The organism is Klebsiella sp. PK18 (assembly GCF_057784655.1).
The window spans coordinates 892,706-910,622 of the sequence record NZ_CM173493.1; the positions used below are offsets into that span (position 1 = coordinate 892,706).

16 protein-coding genes are annotated in these 17,917 nt (G+C 58.5%); 10 read left to right on the forward strand and 6 right to left on the reverse strand.

From position 1 onward, the window contains the following. Positions 1-240: 240 nt before the first annotated feature. The 4 genes from AC3EMD_RS04455 (at position 241) to AC3EMD_RS04470 (ending at position 4,330) form a co-directional block, all read left to right on the forward strand. Positions 241-1,578: a PTS sugar transporter subunit IIC gene (locus AC3EMD_RS04455; protein WP_008806339.1), complete on the forward strand. Its 1,338-nt coding sequence runs from the start codon at positions 241-243 to the stop codon at positions 1,576-1,578. A 7-nt stretch (positions 1,579-1,585) separates the two neighbouring features. Next, positions 1,586-3,013: a glycoside hydrolase family 1 protein gene (locus AC3EMD_RS04460; RefSeq protein WP_038421762.1), complete on the forward strand. Its 1,428-nt coding sequence runs from the start codon at positions 1,586-1,588 to the stop codon at positions 3,011-3,013. A gap of 67 nt (positions 3,014-3,080) precedes the next feature. After that, entirely contained in the window at positions 3,081-3,854 is a 774-nt protein-coding gene (locus AC3EMD_RS04465) for a GntR family transcriptional regulator (protein ID WP_008806337.1), read from the forward strand. Further along, positions 3,851-4,330: a GNAT family N-acetyltransferase gene (locus AC3EMD_RS04470; protein WP_023323237.1), complete on the forward strand. Its 480-nt coding sequence runs from the start codon at positions 3,851-3,853 to the stop codon at positions 4,328-4,330. Before AC3EMD_RS04465 ends, AC3EMD_RS04470 begins: the two co-directional genes overlap by 4 nt. Here AC3EMD_RS04470 and galR read toward each other — a convergent pair. Next, a complete protein-coding gene (gene galR, locus AC3EMD_RS04475) occupies positions 4,291-5,307 on the reverse strand; it encodes an HTH-type transcriptional regulator GalR (protein WP_046621760.1) in 1,017 nt (338 codons plus the stop codon). The genes AC3EMD_RS04470 and galR overlap by 40 nt on opposite strands. A gap of 620 nt (positions 5,308-5,927) precedes the next feature. On the opposite strand from galR, the gene aas reads away from it, so the two are divergent. Beyond that, positions 5,928-8,087, forward strand: coding sequence for a bifunctional acyl-ACP--phospholipid O-acyltransferase/long-chain-fatty-acid--ACP ligase (gene aas, locus AC3EMD_RS04480; protein WP_063105718.1), 2,160 nt, complete (start codon positions 5,928-5,930; stop codon positions 8,085-8,087). Continuing rightward, positions 8,080-9,273 carry a lysophospholipid transporter LplT gene (gene lplT, locus AC3EMD_RS04485; RefSeq protein ID WP_023323235.1) on the forward strand — a complete coding sequence of 398 codons (1,194 nt, stop codon included), beginning with the start codon at positions 8,080-8,082 and terminating at the stop codon, positions 9,271-9,273. The genes aas and lplT overlap by 8 nt, the downstream gene beginning before the upstream one ends. Positions 9,274-9,377: 104 nt before the next feature. On the opposite strand, the gene AC3EMD_RS04490 is transcribed toward lplT, so the two are convergent. From AC3EMD_RS04490 to AC3EMD_RS04510, 5 genes are all read right to left on the reverse strand, one after another. Continuing rightward, the gene (locus AC3EMD_RS04490; RefSeq protein WP_008806332.1) at positions 9,378-10,418 is read right to left on the reverse strand and encodes an NADP(H)-dependent aldo-keto reductase; all 1,041 of its coding nucleotides are present in this window, start codon (positions 10,416-10,418) and stop codon (positions 9,378-9,380) included. Between the two features lie 220 nt (positions 10,419-10,638). Beyond that, a complete protein-coding gene (locus AC3EMD_RS04495) occupies positions 10,639-10,857 on the reverse strand; it encodes a YgdI/YgdR family lipoprotein (protein WP_002915974.1) in 219 nt (72 codons plus the stop codon). A 123-nt stretch (positions 10,858-10,980) separates the two neighbouring features. Continuing rightward, complete coding sequence (locus AC3EMD_RS04500; protein ID WP_004205441.1) at positions 10,981-11,694, reverse strand: TerC family protein; 714 nt, start codon at positions 11,692-11,694, stop codon at positions 10,981-10,983. Positions 11,695-11,757: 63 nt separating this feature from the next. After that, positions 11,758-12,453 (reverse strand): DNA mismatch repair endonuclease MutH, encoded by a 696-nt coding sequence (gene mutH / locus AC3EMD_RS04505; protein WP_008806331.1) that lies wholly within the window; start codon positions 12,451-12,453, stop codon positions 11,758-11,760. Positions 12,454-12,538: 85 nt separating this feature from the next. Continuing rightward, positions 12,539-12,682, reverse strand: coding sequence for a hypothetical protein (locus tag AC3EMD_RS04510; protein ID WP_165451949.1), 144 nt, complete (start codon positions 12,680-12,682; stop codon positions 12,539-12,541). A 453-nt stretch (positions 12,683-13,135) separates the two neighbouring features. Here AC3EMD_RS04510 and rppH point away from each other — a divergent pair, with 453 nt between their 5' ends. The 4 genes from rppH to thyA all read left to right on the forward strand — a co-directional run bounded on the left by rppH (position 13,136) and on the right by thyA (position 17,847). Next, positions 13,136-13,666 (forward strand): RNA pyrophosphohydrolase, encoded by a 531-nt coding sequence (gene rppH / locus AC3EMD_RS04515; RefSeq protein WP_004205443.1) that lies wholly within the window; start codon positions 13,136-13,138, stop codon positions 13,664-13,666. A gap of 12 nt (positions 13,667-13,678) precedes the next feature. Continuing rightward, complete coding sequence (gene ptsP / locus AC3EMD_RS04520) at positions 13,679-15,925, forward strand: phosphoenolpyruvate--protein phosphotransferase (protein WP_008806330.1); 2,247 nt, start codon at positions 13,679-13,681, stop codon at positions 15,923-15,925. Between the two features lie 245 nt (positions 15,926-16,170). Next, a complete protein-coding gene (gene lgt, locus AC3EMD_RS04525) occupies positions 16,171-17,046 on the forward strand; it encodes a prolipoprotein diacylglyceryl transferase (RefSeq protein WP_110235896.1) in 876 nt (291 codons plus the stop codon). 6 nt (positions 17,047-17,052) lie between these two features. Then, positions 17,053-17,847: a thymidylate synthase gene (gene thyA, locus AC3EMD_RS04530; RefSeq protein WP_008806329.1), complete on the forward strand. Its 795-nt coding sequence runs from the start codon at positions 17,053-17,055 to the stop codon at positions 17,845-17,847. Positions 17,848-17,917: the final 70 nt, after the last annotated feature.

Genomic DNA, 17,917 nt, shown 5'->3' on the forward strand with positions numbered 1-17,917 from the left:
AAGGGACATATCGACGGGGCGGGGCGGAAAAACCATCGCGATCACGCTTTTGGCAGGAACTGACGAGCCGGCATAGTCTGGTATGCCAATGTCGATTCTATCGGATATTTGGGATACCACTGTGCGCGTTGCGAGCGCTGTCACAGAACTATTTTTGCCTGGAGACTATGTTTTGGTATGCCAAAAGTCTCTGGCTGTTCACCTGGCCGCAATAAGCCCTTTACTCTGAGGTACTCTTTTATGGCATTACAGGACAAACTGATCGACGCGCTGGGGCGTTTCGCGACGACATTCAACAGCTATCGCTACATTATGGCGATCAAATCGGCGTTTATTACTCTGATGCCGGTGATCATCGTCGGGGCCTTTTCGGTACTGATCTCCAATATGGTGCTGGATCCGAAGAATGGGCTCGCCAGCTTTTCCTCGCTCTCCTTTCTTGCGGCGCTGAAGCCGATCACCAGCGCGCTTAACTACGCCACGCTCAACTTCCTCAATATCGGCGCCGTGTTTCTGATCGGTATTGAGCTGGGGCGGATCAACGGCATCAAAAGCCTGTTTCCCGGCCTGCTGGCGGTGATCTGCTTTATCTGCGTCACGCCGACGACGGTGGAGATGATGGTCGATGGCCAGATGCACGTGGTGAAAGATGTCCTGCTGCGCCAGTTCTCCGATACCCGCAGCCTGTTCCTCGGGATGTTCATCGCCATTCTGTCAGTGGAGATTTACTGCTGGCTGGAGGGGCGCAAGGGACTGAAGATCAAAATGCCGGATACCGTGCCGCCGAACGTTTCCGCCTCTTTTTCGGCGCTGATCCCGGCGATCATCACCACCACCGCGATCGCCACCCTGGGTTTTCTCTTTCACCAACTGACGGGAATGTATCTCTACGATGCGGTCTACCAGGTGGTGCAGCAGCCGCTGGAGCGGGTGGTGCAGAGCCTGCCGGGGATCCTGCTGCTGATGTTCGTCGCCCAGCTGTTCTGGGTGATTGGCATTCACGGCAACCAGATGATCAAGCCGATCCGCGAGCCGCTGCTTCTGGGGGCGATCACCGTCAATATGAGCGCTTTTGAGCAGGGAAAAGAGGTACCGAACATTATCACGATGCCCTTCTGGGACGTCTACATGAGCATCGGCGGCTCGGGGCTGACCATCGGCCTGCTGATTGCGGTGATGATCGCCACGAAGCGTAAAGAGATGAAAGAGATCGCCAAGCTGTCGATAGGCCCGGGGCTGTTCAATATTAACGAGCCGGTGATCTTCGGGATGCCGATCATGCTCAACCCGATCCTCGCTATCCCGTTTATCATCACCCCGCTGGTGACCGGCAGCATCGGCTATTTCGCCACCCTGACCGGCTTCGCCGGCAAGGCGGTAGTGATGGTGCCCTGGACCACGCCGCCGCTGATCAACGCCTGGCTCTCCACCGCCGGCTCGATGGGGGCGGTGGTGACCCAGCTTATCTGCATCGTGACCGCGGTGCTTATCTATCTGCCTTTCGTCAAAATCGCCTCCCGCCGTGCCGATGCCGCACAGCGTCAGGCCGACAATCAACAGACCGCCAACCCTGTCTGAGGAGCCTATGACTACCGTACGGATGACCATTCCCGATGATTTTATCCTTGGCGCGGCGGCTTCCGCCTGGCAGACCGAGGGCTGGAGCGGGAAAAAACCGGGGCAGGACTCCTGGCCCGATCTCTGGTACAAAAACGACCGCCACGTCTGGCATAACGGCTATGGCCCGGCGGTGGCCACCGATTTTATCAACCGCTTTCAGGAAGATGTGCAGTTGATGAAGCTGGCCGGGCTGACCCACTACCGCACCTCAATCAACTGGTCGCGCTTTCTGACCGACTATGAAAACGTCACGGTGGATGAGGAGTATGCGGCCTATTACGACCAGCTGTTCGATGCGCTGCTGGCCAACGGCATCACGCCGATGATCTGCCTTGAGCATTATGAATTGCCCGGCTATCTGCTGGAAAAGTATGGCGGCTGGGGGTCGAAAACGGTGGTCGAGCTGTTTGTGCGCTACGCGGAGCAGGTCTTTGCCCGCTACCACCCGAAGGTGACCCGCTGGTTTACCTTTAATGAGCCAATTGTGGTACAGACCCGGGTCTATCTGGATGCCCTGCGCTGGCCCTATGAGCAGAACACCAGCACCTGGATGCAGTGGAACTATCATAAGGTGCTGGCGACCGCCAGCGTCGTGAAGCGGTTTCGCGAGCTCGGCTATCCCGGGACCGTCGGCTGCATCCTCAATCCGGAGGTGACCTACCCACGCTCACGCGCCCCCCATGACCTGCGCGCGGCGGAGATCTACGATCTGTTCTACAACCGCATGTTCCTCGACCCGCTGGTGCACGGGGTCTGGCCGCCGGAGCTTCTTGCACTGCTCGAACAGCATCAGGTGACGTGGGACGCCAGCGAGGAGGATCTGGCGATTATTCGCGAGCACACCGTCGATGAGCTGGGGATTAATCTTTACTACCCGCACCGGGTCAAAGCCCCGTCGCGGGCCTGGCATCCGCATACCCCGTTTCATCCGGCCTGGTATTATGAGCCGTTTGAGCTGCCCGGCCGGCGAATGAACGCCTCCCGCGGCTGGGAAATCTACCCGCAAATCATCTTTGATATGGCGATGCGGATCAAAAATGACTATCGCAACATCCCCTGGTTCGTGGCGGAGAGTGGGATGGGGGTGGAAAACGAAGGCCAGTTCCGTAATCGCGAAGGCACCATCGATGACAGTTACCGCATCCGTTTTATCAGCGAACATCTGTGGCACACCCTTCGCGCCCGCGAGGCAGGGGCCAACTGCCAGGGCTATATGCTGTGGGCGTTTACCGACAACGTATCGCCGATGAACGCCTTTAAAAACCGCTACGGGCTTATCGAAATCGACCTGCAAAACCATCGCGCCCGGCGACCCAAAGCCTCGGCGCACTGGTTTCGTCAGCTGGGCGAACGGCGTGAACTGGTGCTGGATATCGATGATGAATACCGCTAGCCGGGGGCAATTTTTGCTAAGATAGCGGCGTATTTGACTCGCAGGCATGTAACGCACAGGTGATTTTGTGGAAAAAGCGATAATTCCGCCGGAAAAGAAGCCCTATCAGGAGATTGGTGATGACTTACGCGCCCAGATCGCGCAGGGGCGCTACCCGGTCGGGTCGCGTTTGCCGCCGGAACGCCATATTGCCGAAACCTATGGCGTCAGCCGGACCATCGTGCGCGAAGCGCTGTTGATGCTGGAGCTGCAGGGGACGGTGGATATTCGTCAGGGATCCGGGGTGTACGTCATGCGTATTCCCCATGAAAACGACAGCGAAGAGGAGCAACTGCTCAGCAGCGACGTCGGTCCGTTTGAAATTCTGCAGGCGCGCCAGCTGCTGGAGAGCAATATCGCCGCCTTTGCCGCGAAAATGGCCACCCGCGCCGATATCGACAATCTGAAGCGGATTGTCGAGCAGGAGCAGCGGGCTATCGCCCTCAACGACACCGCGCAGGATAACGCTCGTCTGTTCCATCTGGTGCTGGCCGGGGCGACGCAGAACCAGATGCTGCTGGCGACGGTGGAGCGGATCTGGCTGCAGATGGACAGCAGCCCGCTGTGGCAGCAGTTCAATGTGCATATTGCCAGCCGCGCCTGGCGGCTGAAGTGGCTCGGTGACCGACAGACGCTGCTCGCCGCGCTGCGGCGTCGCGATGTGATGGGCGCCTGGCAGGCGATGTGGCAGCATCTGGAAAACGTCAAAAACAGTCTGCTGGAGCTGTCCGATGAAGACGCCCCCGACTTTGACGGCTATCTGTTCGACTCGGTGCCGATTTTTCAGGGGAAGCTGGTATGACGATCCTGCCGCTGTACGCTGCGCCGCAGTACGCCCCGCAGGTAACCGACTGGCTGTGGCACGCCTTTGGCGGCGAGACGCTGCCGCGGGAGTTTTTCGCCAGCATTGTGCAGCATAGCCAGACGGCGGAGGCGCTGCCATTGACCTTTATTGCCGTGGAAGGCGAGCAGTTGCTCGGCACGATTGGCCTCTGGCGCTGCGACTTGATCAGCCGCCAGGATCTGTTTCCCTGGCTGGCGGCGCTGTACGTCGCGCCCGTCGCCCGCGGTCAGGGGCTGGCCGGAAAACTGCAGCGGCATGTGATCGATTATGCCCGCCGCGCGGGCTTTCGGGAGCTCTATCTCTACTCCGCCTGCCGGGATTTCTATGAACGCTTCGGCTGGCGCTACATCGGCGAGGGGCTGGATTACCCGGCCACCGCCGTGCATCTCTATCGCTATGACTTATCGCCTTCCAGCGGGGCGACCACCGAGTGACGGCGCACCAGCGTCGGGCTGAACAGGTGGGTGATCTCCGGGGCCGGGCGGTGCTCCGCCAGGGCTAAGGCCAGCTCGGCCGCCTGGGTCGCCATGGTGACGATCGGGTAGCGGACAGTAGTCAGCCGCGGACGGACATAGCGCGAAATCAGGACATCGTCGAAGCCAATCAGCGAAATTTCCCGCGGGACGTCGATGCCGTTGTCGTTGAGTACGCCCATCGCGCCGGCGGCCATCGAGTCGTTATAGCAGGCGACGGCGCTAAAGTGGCGGCCGCGGCCAAGCAGTTCGGTCATTGCCAGTTCGCCGCCGCTTTCATCCGGTTCAGCAAAGGCGACCAGCCGGTCATTGCACGGCAGGCCGCTCTCTTCCAGCGCCGCGTAGTACCCCTGCAGTCGATCTTCCGCATCGGAGATATGGTGGTTTGAGCACAGATAGCCGATACGCGTGTGCCCCTGCTGGATCAAATGACGGGTCGCCAGCCAGGCGCCATAGCGGTCGTCCAGCGCCACGCAGCGGGTTTCATACCCGGGCAGGATGCGGTTGATCAGCACCATGCCGGGGATCTGCTTCATTAATCCCGCCAGTTCCTCATCGGGGATCATTTTGGCGTGCACCACCAGCGCCGCGCAGCGGTGGCGGATCAACTGCTCTATCGCCTGGCGCTCCTTCTGCACGTTGTGGTAGCCATTGCCAATCAGCAAAAAGTTGCCGGTGCGGTAAGCCACCTGTTCGACGGCTTTGACCATCGCGCCGAAGAAGGGGTCGGAGACATCACCCACCACCAGGCCGACGGTTTCTGTTGACTGCTGGGCTAGCGCCCGGGCGTTCGCGTTGGGATGATAGTTCAGGGTTTCCATCGCCGCGCCCACGGACTGACGCGAGGCTTCGCTGGCTTTGGGAGAGTTATTGATGACGCGGGAGACGGTAGCGACGGAGACTCCTGCGAGTCGGGCTACATCCTTAATTGTCGCCATACCATGCCTTTTATAGGGTAAGCGTTTACATACTGCTATGTTACGGGAAAGAGCGGCAGATTCAAGGCGCGGCGGCGAAGGAATGGCGCAAATGTGATTCAGGCCGGGCTTATGGGTAACCTGGTTACATTGACGTCATCGCTAATTGAAACCGACGCAGGGAAATACAAACCTTTGCTTACACTTTGCGATGCGCTGTTGCGAATGTTCGCTGGTTTGTTCGCGGACCCGGTTGATATTCTGGCTATCCCAGAGGTATTGATAGGTGGAGTCAACGTCACGTTGACCACTTTACTTACACCAGCCTGCGCAGATGCGCAGGTTTTTTTTTGCCCGCTATCGGCGTTGTTACAGATAGCGAAAATCGTAATACCTGGTTGCACTTAGGCTCACTCCCTTGCGTTTTCCCGCTGGCTCGTTACGGTCGAAAAACGCGACAATCGAGATCCCAGAGGTATTGATAGGTGAGTTTCTTAGGTACGCTCTTCGTACTGAACGTCTTACACCGACCTGCGCGGATGCGCAGGTTTTTTTTATTCCGAAAATCTCCCCGCTGCACTGCTTTCCCATGCCTTCTCGTGTAACCTGCTTTGACTCATCACCGGTCACATGGAGTTGTTATGCTTTTGGGATTTTTCAGACTGCTGTTCAAGGGGTTATACCGGGTCAGACTGACCGGCGACACGCAGGCTTTATACCAGCAAAAGGTCTTAATTACCCCGAACCACGTCTCTTTCCTCGACGGCATTCTGCTGGCGCTGTTTTTGCCGGTCCGACCGGTTTTTGCGGTCTATACCTCAATCAGCCAGCGCTGGTTTATGCGCGCGCTGACGCCGATTATCGATTTTGTACCGCTGGACCCGACCAAACCGATGTCGATCAAACATCTGGTGCGGCTGATTGAGCAGGGGCGGCCGGTGGTTATCTTCCCGGAAGGGCGAATTTCGGTTAGCGGCTCGCTGATGAAAATTTATGACGGCGCCGCCTTTGTCGCCGCCAAATCGCAGGCGACCATCGTGCCGCTACGCATTGACGGCGCCGAACTGACGCCCTTCAGCCGGCTGAAGGGGCTGGTGAAGCGTCGCCTGTTCCCGCGTATTCAGCTGCATCTGCTGCCGCCCACCCATCTGCCGATGCCCGAGGCGCCGCGCGCCCGCGACCGGCGGAAAATCGCCGGGGAAATGCTGCATCAAATCATGATGGAAGCCCGGATGGCAGTGCGTCCGCGGGAAACCCTGTATGAATCGCTGCTGGCGGCACAGGACCGCTTCGGCGCGCGCAAACCCTGCGTGGAGGATATCAACTTCCAGCCGGATACCTATCGCAAGCTGCTGACCAAAACCCTGTTTGTCGCCCGCATTCTGGAAAAATACAGCCAGCGGGGCGAAAAGATTGGCCTGATGCTGCCTAACGCCGGCATCAGCGCGGCGGTGATTTTCGGCGCTATCGCCCGCGGGCGTATTCCGGCGATGATGAACTATACCGCCGGGGTGAAAGGGCTCAGCAGCGCGATAGCCGCCGCGGAAATCAACACTATTTTTACCTCACGCACCTTCCTCGATAAAGGCAAACTCTGGCATCTGCCGGAGCAGCTGACCCAGGTGCGCTGGGTATTCCTCGAAGATCTTAAAGGTGATATCACCCTCGCTGACAAACTATGGATTTTCGGACATCTGCTGGCGCCGCGTCTGGCGCAGGTTAAGCAGCAGCCGGAAGACGCGGCGATGATCCTCTTCACCTCCGGCTCGGAGGGTAATCCGAAAGGGGTGGTGCACAGCCATAAGAGCCTGCTGGCCAACGTCGAGCAGATCAAAACCATCGCCGACTTTACCGCCAACGACCGCTTTATGTCGGCGCTGCCGCTGTTCCACTCCTTTGGCCTCACCGTCGGCCTGTTGACGCCGCTGTTTACCGGGGCAGAAGTGTTTCTCTATCCCAGCCCGCTGCACTATCGCGTGGTGCCGGAGCTGGTCTACGATCGCAACTGCACGGTGCTGTTCGGTACCTCGACCTTCCTCGCCAACTATGCCCGCTTCGCTAATCCGTATGATTTCTACCGCCTGCGCTATGTGGTCGCCGGGGCGGAGAAACTGCAGGAGAGCACCAAACAGCTGTGGCAGGATAAATTCGGCCTGCGCATTCTCGAAGGCTATGGCGTGACCGAGTGCGCGCCGGTGGTATCGATTAACGTGCCGATGGCGGCGAAGGTTGGCACCGTGGGCCGTATCCTGCCGGGGATGGACGCCCGCCTGCTGGCGATGCCAGGCATCGAGCAAGGGGGGCGACTGCAGCTGAAAGGGCCAAACATCATGAAAGGCTACCTGCGGGTGGAAAACCCCGGGGTACTGGAAACGCCGGCGGCGGAAAACCAGCACGGTGAGAAGGAAGCGGGCTGGTATGACACCGGCGATATCGTCACCTTCGACGAGCAGGGCTATGTTCGCATCCAGGGCCGTGCGAAGCGCTTTGCCAAAATCGCCGGCGAGATGATCTCCCTCGAGATGGTGGAGCAGGTGGCCCTCGGCGCGTCGCCGGACAAAATGCACGCCACGGCGATTAAGCAGGACGCCAGCAAAGGCGAGGCGCTGGTGCTGTTTACCACCGATAATGAACTGACTCGCGAAGCCCTGCTGCGCTACGCTCGCCAGCACGGAGTACCGGAGCTGGCGGTACCGCGAGATATACGCTGGCTGAAGCAACTGCCGGTACTGGGCAGCGGCAAGCCAGACTATGTCACCCTGAAAAACATGGTCGACGAGGCGGAAACAACCCATGAGTGAGTCAGTACATACTAACCCTTCGCTGTACTCGAAAGGGATGCTGGCGGTGATCTGCGCCCAGTTCCTGTCGGCCTTCGGCGACAATGCGCTTCTCTTCGCCACCCTGGCGCTGATGAAGCAGCTCTATTATCCGGAGTGGAGCCAGCCGGTCCTGCAGATGTTGTTTGTGGGCGCTTACATTCTTTTTGCTCCTTTTGTCGGCCAGTTTGCTGATAGCTTTGCCAAAGGCCGGGTGATGATGGTGGCTAACGGTCTGAAGCTGCTCGGCGCCGGCTGCATCTGCTTCGGTGTCAATCCGTTTATCGGCTATACGCTGGTGGGGATTGGCGCCGCCGCCTATTCGCCGGCCAAGTATGGCATTCTCGGTGAACTGACTACCGGCGATAAGTTGGTGAAGGCTAACGGACTGATGGAGTCCTCGACCATCGCGGCGATCCTGCTGGGCTCCATGGCCGGCGGGATCCTCGCCGACTGGCACGTGCTGGCGGCGCTGATCGTCTGCGCGCTGGTCTACGGCGGGGCGGTAGTGGCAAACCTGTGGATACCCAGGCTGCCGGCGGCGCGCCCGGGGCAGTCGTGGCGTTTTAAGCCAATGACGCACAGCTTCTTCAGCGCCTGCCGCACGCTGTGGCGCAACGGCGAAACCCGCTTTTCGCTGATGGGGACCAGCCTGTTCTGGGGCGCTGGCGTGACCCTGCGCTTCCTGCTGGTGATCTGGGTGCCGGTGGCGCTGGGCATTACCAGCAACGCCATGCCTACCTATCTTAATGCGATGGTGGCGGTCGGGATTGTGTTGGGGGCCGGGGCGGCGGCGAAGCTGGTGACCCTGGAGACGGTATCGCGCTGTATGCCGGCGGGAATATTGATCGGTATCGCGGTGATGGCCTTTGCGGTGCAGCAGTCGCTGCTGCCGGCGTTCGGTCTGCTGTTACTGCTCGGGGTGTTCGGCGGGTTCTTTATCGTACCGTTGAACGCGCTGCTGCAGGAGCGTGGGAAACATTCGGTCGGGGCAGGTAACGCCATTGCGGTACAGAACCTGGGCGAAAACGTGGCGATGCTGCTGATGCTGGGGCTCTATTCCCTGGCGGTGAGCGTGGGCGTTCCGCCGGTCGCCGTGGGGATAGGGTTTGGCGCGGCCTTTGCCGTGTCCATCGCCGCGCTGTGGGTCTGGGGGCGGCGTAAATAACCTCCCGGCTTGCGCTGCGCTTAACCGGGCGACGGGTTCACCAATGTCTGCTCTTCGGTAGCCCGGGTGGTGGCGTATACGCCGCTACCCGGGGCTTTGCTTTCTTACGGTGCCGGGTAGGTATAAACCTGATGCACCGCCTCAATCTCCGCTAATACCTCTTCGCTCAGTTCAAGCTGCAAACTTTCCACGTTGGCCTGCAGCTGCGCCATGGTCGTCGCCCCCAGCAGGGTGCTGGCGACAAATGGCTGCCGACGCACAAAGGCCAGCGCCATTTGCGCCGGATCGAGGCCGTGGCGTTTGGCGATATCCACATAGGCCGCTACCGCTTTCTGCGACTGCTCGCTGCTGTAGCGCGTAAAGCGGCTGAACAGCGTGTTACGCGCCCCTGCCGGCTTCGCGCCGTTGAGATACTTGCCGGTCAGTGTGCCGAAAGCCAGGCAGGAGTAGGCCAGCAGCTCCACGCCTTCGAACTGACTCACTTCCGCGAGGCCGACTTCAAAGCTGCGGTTCAGCAGGCTGTAAGGATTCTGAATGGTCACGATCCGCGGCAGGTCGTGCTTATCCGCCAGGTGCAGATAACGCATCACGCCGAAGGCGGTTTCGTTCGACACGCCGATGTAGCGGATCTTCCCGGCGCGCTGGAACTCGGTCAGCGCTTCGAGGGTATCCAGCAGGGTCACGGCGGGCGCGGCATCAGCCCAGGTATAGCCCAGCTTGCCAAAGCAGTTGGTTGGGCGCTGCGGCCAGTGTACCTGGTACAGATCGAGGTAATCGGTCTGCAGCCGCTTCAGGCTGGCGTGCAGCGCCTCGCGGATATTTTTGCGGTCCAGGACGTGATTGGGCCGAATGCTGCTGTCGTTATTGCGCGCGGGCCCGCTAACTTTGGAGGCCAGCACCAGCTTTTCGCGATTGCCGCGTTTCGCCAGCCAGTTGCCGACGTAGGTTTCAGTCAGCCCCTGAGTTTCCGGGCGCGGCGGGACGGGGTACATTTCGGCGACATCGATCAGATTGATGCCGTTGGCAACCGCATAGTCGAGCTGCTGATGGGCATCAGCTTCGCTGTTCTGCTCGCCAAAGGTCATGGTCCCCAGCCCGAGGGTGCTGATTTCAAGTGAACTGTGTGGGATACGGTGATACTGCATAGCCAGCTTCCTTTTTATTTATAAGGTCAGGCATTCCCCGACAAAGGAGTATCAACATGGCAGAGGGTGAGAAAAAGAGGAAGTAAAAAATCAAAAAAGCCGGGTGACGAGGAGGGGCGGTGGGTGGAACCCGCGGCGTCCTGGTGTGTCCCGACTCTTCTCAAAAGACTGGTTGTCGGTAAGCGCAGCGTCAACAGAGGCTGGGGCCGACGGGGAAAGATTAACGCTTAATGATTTGCGAAACGTCGTCACGATTGATCTGCATTTTATTACCCTGCTGATCTTCGTAACTGATTAAACCGGTATCATCATCCACGGTAGGTTTACCGTCGGTCAGGATCATTCGCCCATCTTTGGTCGCCATGACGTAATCGCTGCTGCAACCGGAAACCGAGAACGCCAGTCCTACGGCGGAAATCAATACTGCCCATTTTTTCATCGTCATCACCTCTTGAGTAGCTGCACCCCATACCCGTCTATTAATAGCCTGATTTGTGAGACATAAAAAGCAGTAAAGTCTGAAAAAGGGTTGCAGCCTGTGACCAGGCTGCAATTTTGTGGTTTACAGCGGGTTTTTCTTATTACGCAGCAGGTTAAGGCTCTCCACCGCAATAGAGAAGAACATGGCGAAATAGATGTATCCCTTCGGCACATGAACGTCGAAACTTTCCAGCATCAGGGTAAAGCCGACGAGGATCAGAAACGACAGCGCCAGCATTTTCACCGAAGGATGGCGGTCAACAAAATCGCCGATAGGTCGCGCGGCGAACATCATCACCCCTACCGCAATCACCACCGCCGCCATCATGATGAACAGATGATCCGACAGGCCGACGGCGGTGATCACTGAATCGAGGCTAAAGATGATATCCAGCAGCATGATCTGCACGATAGCGCCGAGAAAGGAGTGGACGTTGGTCTTCAGCCCCTCTTCTTCACCTTCGATAGACTCATGGATCTCTTTACTGGCTTTCCAGATAAGGAATAGCCCACCGAGCAGCAAGATCAGGTCGCGAAACGAAATCTCCTGACCGAGGACGGTGAAGAGCGGGTTGGTCAGTTTCACTACCCAGGCGATAGAGGCCAGCAGCGCCAGGCGCATGACCATCGCGCCCATCAAACCGATCCGACGCGCATGGGCGCGCTGGGCGGTGGGGAGCTTGGCCACGACCAGAGAGAGAAAAATAATATTATCGATCCCGAGCACGATCTCCAGCAGCGTCAACGTGCCCAGCGCCAGCCAGGCGTTAGGATCGGTTATCCATGCAAATAACATTGTTCAAAGTCCTGCAAAATAGAAAGCAGCAATTATATGCAAGCCCTAACGCAGAACAAAAAATTAATCGTGTTGTAACAAGAAATGGCGGGCGAGCAGGGCGGCGGTAAAATTCTTTTTCAGGTAAAAGCCGCGCGGCAGCGTCAGGATCGTCTCCCCGTGCGCGCCGATGGCCTCGGTCAGCGCCTTGCTGTTGGCGGCTTTCGGTCTTAACTGCAGCACCTCGCCATGGCGGGCGGTAATGCGCTCAACTTCGCCCAAAACAATGAGATCCATCAGCTCCTCCCAGTCCATGCGCAGCTGGCGCTCCTCGTCTTCGTCCGGACTCCAGAGCAGTGGTGCGCCGACGCGCCGTGCCGCCAGCGGAATGGTGCGCTCACCCTCCACCGGGATCCACAGGACGCGCTGCAGCTTATGCCGCACATGGCTGCTCTCCCAGGTGACGCCGCTATTGCCGGTTAACGGGGCGACACAGACGAAGGTGGTCTCCAGCGGACGCCCCCGGCTGTCAATGGGGATCGTTTTGAGCTCGACCCCCAGCGCGGCGAAATCCTGCTCGGGTTTACTGCCTGCGCTGGCGCCCAGCCATAGCTCCAGCAGAATGCCCGTCCAGCCTTTATCGCGTTTCAGATCGCGCGGAATGGGGATCCCGGCCAGCGCCGCCAGCTCGCCCAGCGAATAGCCAGCCAGCTGACGGGCCTGGGCCAGCAACTGTTCCTGACTTTGCGGCGGCGAGGAGAGAGGGGCGATAGTGGGCATAGGGCGCTACCTTTGGCTAAAAAATGAGCGCTATTTTTGCGCGTTGTGGATAGAGTTTACCGTTTTCTGAGTAACTATACCAATGTCATGATTTATATGAGTTTTTAAACTTATTGCGCCGCGGGTGAAAACCGTGAAAACAGGTTTTCCAGAACTGGTCACTGACAATAAACAGGATCTTACACCATGTTATCCACAGAAAAGTGGGATAACTGGGGAAAAGCCTCACTACTGGTTCGATTTACAGCCTTGACGTGCGACGAAAATCGAAATTTTAGAGAAAACCTGCCCGCGGTCTGCGCGTAATCTGTGGATAAAATCGACATTGCTCGATCTTTCATCAGTCAGCGGATCGCATATGTGATGATCGTCACGTTACGCTGTAATAAGTGAAAGGAATATATTCTAACTTAATGAATATGCTATCATTATTTTAAGGTGTTAGCGGTGCGATGTTCAGATTACTCCGGGTTTTCCCGGGGTAATTCCGTACTTCTTCACAACTCTATCCACAGAAAAAGTGAATAAAATAGGGCCTCAGCCGCATTCGTTGTTTATAACTCTGGCCATTACTGTGAGTTATTCAAATGTTATCCGTTCTCAGTGTGCGAACAGAGTGGTTTACCGTTTCCGGCGAGTGTGAAACAATCATTCACATTGAAGCTTATCTTGAGGTAGTCCGGTGATTGATGACGATGGCTACCGCCCAAATGTCGGTATTGTAATCTGTAATCGTCAGGGCCAGGTCATGTGGGCCCGGCGCTATGGTCAGCACTCGTGGCAGTTCCCGCAAGGGGGCATAAATCCAGGAGAATCCGCAGAGCAGGCGATGTATCGGGAATTGTTTGAAGAGGTCGGGTTAAGCCGTAAAGATGTGCGGATCCTTGCCTCAACCCGTAACTGGCTGCGTTACAAGTTGCCTAAACGTTTGGTGCGTTGGGACACAAAGCCGGTTTGTATCGGCCAGAAACAAAAGTGGTTTCTTTTGCAGTTGATCGGCAACGATGCGGACATCAATATGCAAACCAGCAGTACACCAGAATTTGATGGTTGGCGCTGGGTGAGTTACTGGTACCCGGTTCGCCAGGTGGTGTCGTTCAAGCGCGACGTCTACCGCCGGGTGATGAAAGAGTTCGCCAGCGTGACCATGTCGCTGGCGGAGAGTGCACCTAAGCCGCAAAGCGCGCCTGCTTATCGACGTAAAAGAGGTTAAGCCACGCACATTATGCTCACTCGGTTGCGAGAAATAGTCGAGAAGGTCGCGAGTGCGCCGCGTTTAAACGAGGCGCTGGATATTCTGGTGACGGATGTCTGCCAGGCGATGGAGACGGAAGTCTGCTCGGTTTACCTGGCTGACAATGACCGACGCTGCTATTACCTGATGGCCACCCGCGGGTTAAAAAAACCTCGCGGGCGCACCGTTGCGCTGGCGTTCGATGAAGGCCTGGTGGGTCTGGTTGGCCGCCTGGCGGAGCCCATCAACCTCGCCGATGCGCAAAAACACCCCAGCTTCAAATATATCCCTGCCGTCAAAGAGGACCGCTTCCGCGCCTTCCTTGGCGTGCCGATCATTCAGCGCCGCCAGCTGTTGGGCGTGCTGGTGGTCCAGCAGCGCGAGCTGCGTCAGTTTGATGAAAGCGAAGAGTCTTTCCTCGTCACCCTCGCCACCCAGATGGCGGCGATCCTCTCCCAGTCCCAGCTGAACGCCCTGTTCGGCCAGTATCGTCAGACGCGCATTCGCGCCCTCCCGGCCTCTTCCGGGGTGGCGATCGCCGAGGGCTGGATGGACGTCAGCCTGCCGCTGATGGAGCAGGTGTATGAAGCCTCGACGCTGGACACCGCCTCGGAACGCGAACGCCTGACCGGCGCGCTGGAAGAGGCGGCTAACGAATTTCGTCGCTACAGCAAACGCTATGCTGCCGGCGCGCAAAAAGAGACGGCGGCAATCTTCGATCTCTACTCGCACCTCCTCTCCGACGCCCGCCTGCGTCGCGAGCTGTTTGCCGAAGTCGACAAAGGCGCGGTGGCCGAGTGGGCGGTCAAAAAGATCATTGAGAAGTTCGCCGAACAGTTTGCCGCGCTCAGCGACGGTTATCTGAAAGAGCGGGCCGGCGATCTGCGTACCCTGGGTCAGCGTCTGCTGTTCCATCTCGACGACAGCATTCAGGGGCCCAACACCTGGCCGGCGCGCATTATCCTCGTGGCGGACGAGCTGTCGGCCACCACCCTCGCCGAAGTGCCGCAGGATCGTCTGGTCGGTGTGGTGGTGCGCGATGGCGCCGCCAACTCCCATGCCGCCATTATGGTACGCGCCCTCGGGATCCCGACGGTGATGGGCGCCGATATCCAGCCCTCTCTGCTGCATGGCCATACGCTGATTGTCGATGGCTATCGCGGTGAGCTGCTGGTGGATCCCGAACCTGTCCTGTTGCAGGAATATCAGCGCCTTATTAGCGAAGAGAACGAGCTCAGCCGCCTGGCGGAGGACGATCTCCAGCGCGCGTCGGAGCTGAAAAGCGGCGAGCGGGTGAAAGTCATGCTCAACGCCGGCTTAAGCCCGGAGCACGAAGAGAAGCTCGGCAGCTTTGTTGACGGCATTGGCCTCTACCGTACCGAAATTCCCTTTATGCTGCAGAGCGGCTTCCCCTCTGAAGAGGAGCAGGTCGCCCAGTATCAGGGCATGCTGCAGATGTTTAACAGCAAACCGGTGACCCTGCGTACCCTGGACATCGGCGCGGATAAACAGCTGCCGTATATGCCGATCAGCGAAGAGAACCCGTGCCTCGGCTGGCGCGGGATCCGCATCACCCTCGATCAGCCGGAGATCTTTTTGATCCAGGTGCGGGCGATGCTGCGCGCCAACGCCGCCACCGGCAACCTCAGCATTTTGCTGCCGATGGTGACCAGTCTGGAGGAGGTGGATGAGGCCCGTCGGCTGATCGACCGCGCCAGCCGGGAAGTGGAAGAGATGATCGGCTACGCCATCCCACGTCCGCGCCTGGGGGTGATGCTGGAGGTCCCGTCGATGGTCTTTATGCTGCCGCAGCTGGCCAGTCGGATCGATTTTATCTCGGTAGGGACGAACGACCTGACCCAGTACCTGCTGGCCGTCGACCGCAACAATACCCGGGTCGCCAGCATGTATGACAGCCTGCATCCGGCGGTATTGCGGGCGCTGGCGATGATCGCCCATGACGCGGAGCGCTTTGGCATCGATCTGCGACTGTGCGGCGAGATGGCGGGCGACCCGATGTGCGTGACGATCCTTATCGGCCTCGGTTATCGCCATCTGTCGATGAACGGCCGCTCGGTGGCGAGGGTGAAATATCTGCTGCGCCGCATTGATATCGAAGAGGCGCAGGAGCTGTCGCGTCGCAGCCTTGATGCCCAGATGACCGCTGAGGTGCGCCATCAGGTGGCGGCCTTTATGGAGCGTCGCGGTCTCGGCGGCCTGATCCGCGGCGGGCGGTAGCGGTAGCCCGGGTGAGGCGTAAGCCGTAACCCGGGGATCCTCTGCTCGCACCATCCGGCAAAATAGGGTACCGCCGGGAAAACGGCATTCTGTTAGCATCCGTATACATATCTTTTACACGTTCGGCGCGGATCGCACTCCAGGCTTATGCTATGATTCGCCTCCTTCGGCGTGCCCGTTTTTATCGGGCATAGATCATCACCGCTGTCCACTTTCGGCGGAATAACAAGTCTTTATGGTGACAGATGAATAGTGGCTACCTGCATTTTCCGGAGTTCGATCCGGTCATTTTTTCTCTAGGCCCGGTCTCCCTCCACTGGTACGGTTTGATGTACCTGGTGGGCTTTGTCTTTGCGATGTGGCTGGCCACCCGTCGGGCGAATCGTCCGGGCAGCGGCTGGACGAAAAATGAAGTGGAAAACCTGCTCTACGCGGGCTTCCTCGGCGTCTTCCTGGGCGGCCGTATCGGCTACGTGCTGTTTTACAACCTGCCGGTATTTCTTGCCGATCCGCTGTATCTGTTCCGCGTCTGGGACGGCGGCATGTCGTTCCACGGCGGCCTGATCGGCGTGATCCTGGTGATGATTATCTTCGCCAGACGCACCAAACGCACCTTCTTCCAGGTCTCCGATTTTATCGCGCCGCTGATCCCGTTTGGCCTTGGCGCCGGGCGTCTGGGTAACTTCATCAACGGTGAGCTGTGGGGCCGCGTGGACCCGAGCTTCCACTACACGATGATTTTCCCGGGCTCCCGTGCCGAAGACCTGGCGCTGCTGCCGACGCATCCGGAATGGCGATCGCTGTTCGATACCTACGGCGCGCTGCCGCGTCACGCGTCGCAGCTGTACGAGCTGGCGCTGGAAGGCGTGGTGCTGTTCCTGATCCTGAACCTGTTTATCCGTAAACCGCGCCCGACCGGCTCCGTTTCCGGTCTGTTCCTGATTGGCTACGGCCTGTTCCGCATCATCGTGGAATTCTTCCGCCAGCCCGACGCCCAGTTCACCGGCGGCTGGGTGCAGTACATCAGCATGGGGCAGATTCTTTCGATCCCGATGGTGCTTGCGGGTATCATCATGATGGTTTGGGCTTACCGCCATCGTCCGCAGCAACAGAATTCTTGAGGAACCATGAAACAGTATCTTGATTTGATGCAGAAAGTGCTCACCGAGGGCACGCCAAAAAATGACCGCACCGGCACTGGCACGATCTCTATTTTCGGCCATCAGATGCGTTTTAACCTGCAGGAAGGCTTCCCGCTGGTGACCACCAAGCGCTGTCATTTACGCTCCATCATCCATGAACTGCTGTGGTTCCTGCAGGGCGACACCAACATCGCCTATCTGCACGACAACAACGTCACCATCTGGGACGAGTGGGCAGATGAAAATGGCGACCTGGGGCCGGTCTACGGCAAACAGTGGCGTTCCTGGCCTGCGCCGGACGGTCGTCATATCGACCAGATCACCACGGTGATGAACCAACTGAAAAACGACCCGGACTCCCGCCGGATCATCGTCTCGGCGTGGAACGTCGGCGAGCTGGATAAAATGGCGCTGGCGCCGTGCCACGCCTTCTTCCAGTTCTACGTCGCTGACGGCAAGCTCTCCTGCCAGCTGTATCAGCGCTCCTGCGACGTATTCCTCGGCCTGCCGTTCAATATCGCCAGCTACGCGCTGCTGGTGCATATGGTGGCGCAGCAGTGCGATCTGCAGGTCGGTGATTTCGTCTGGACCGGCGGCGACACCCATCTGTACAGCAACCATCTTGAGCAGACCAACCTGCAGTTGAGCCGCGAACCGCGTCCGCTGCCGAAGCTGGTCATCAAACGCAAACCGGCGTCGATTTTCGACTACCGTTTTGAAGACTTCGAGATTGAAGGTTACGATCCGCACCCGGGCATTAAAGCGCCGGTGGCGATTTAACCCCCCCTGCAGAGATGATCAACCGGCGCCCGATGGCGCCGGTTTTTTTATGCCTTTTGCACCATCAGAA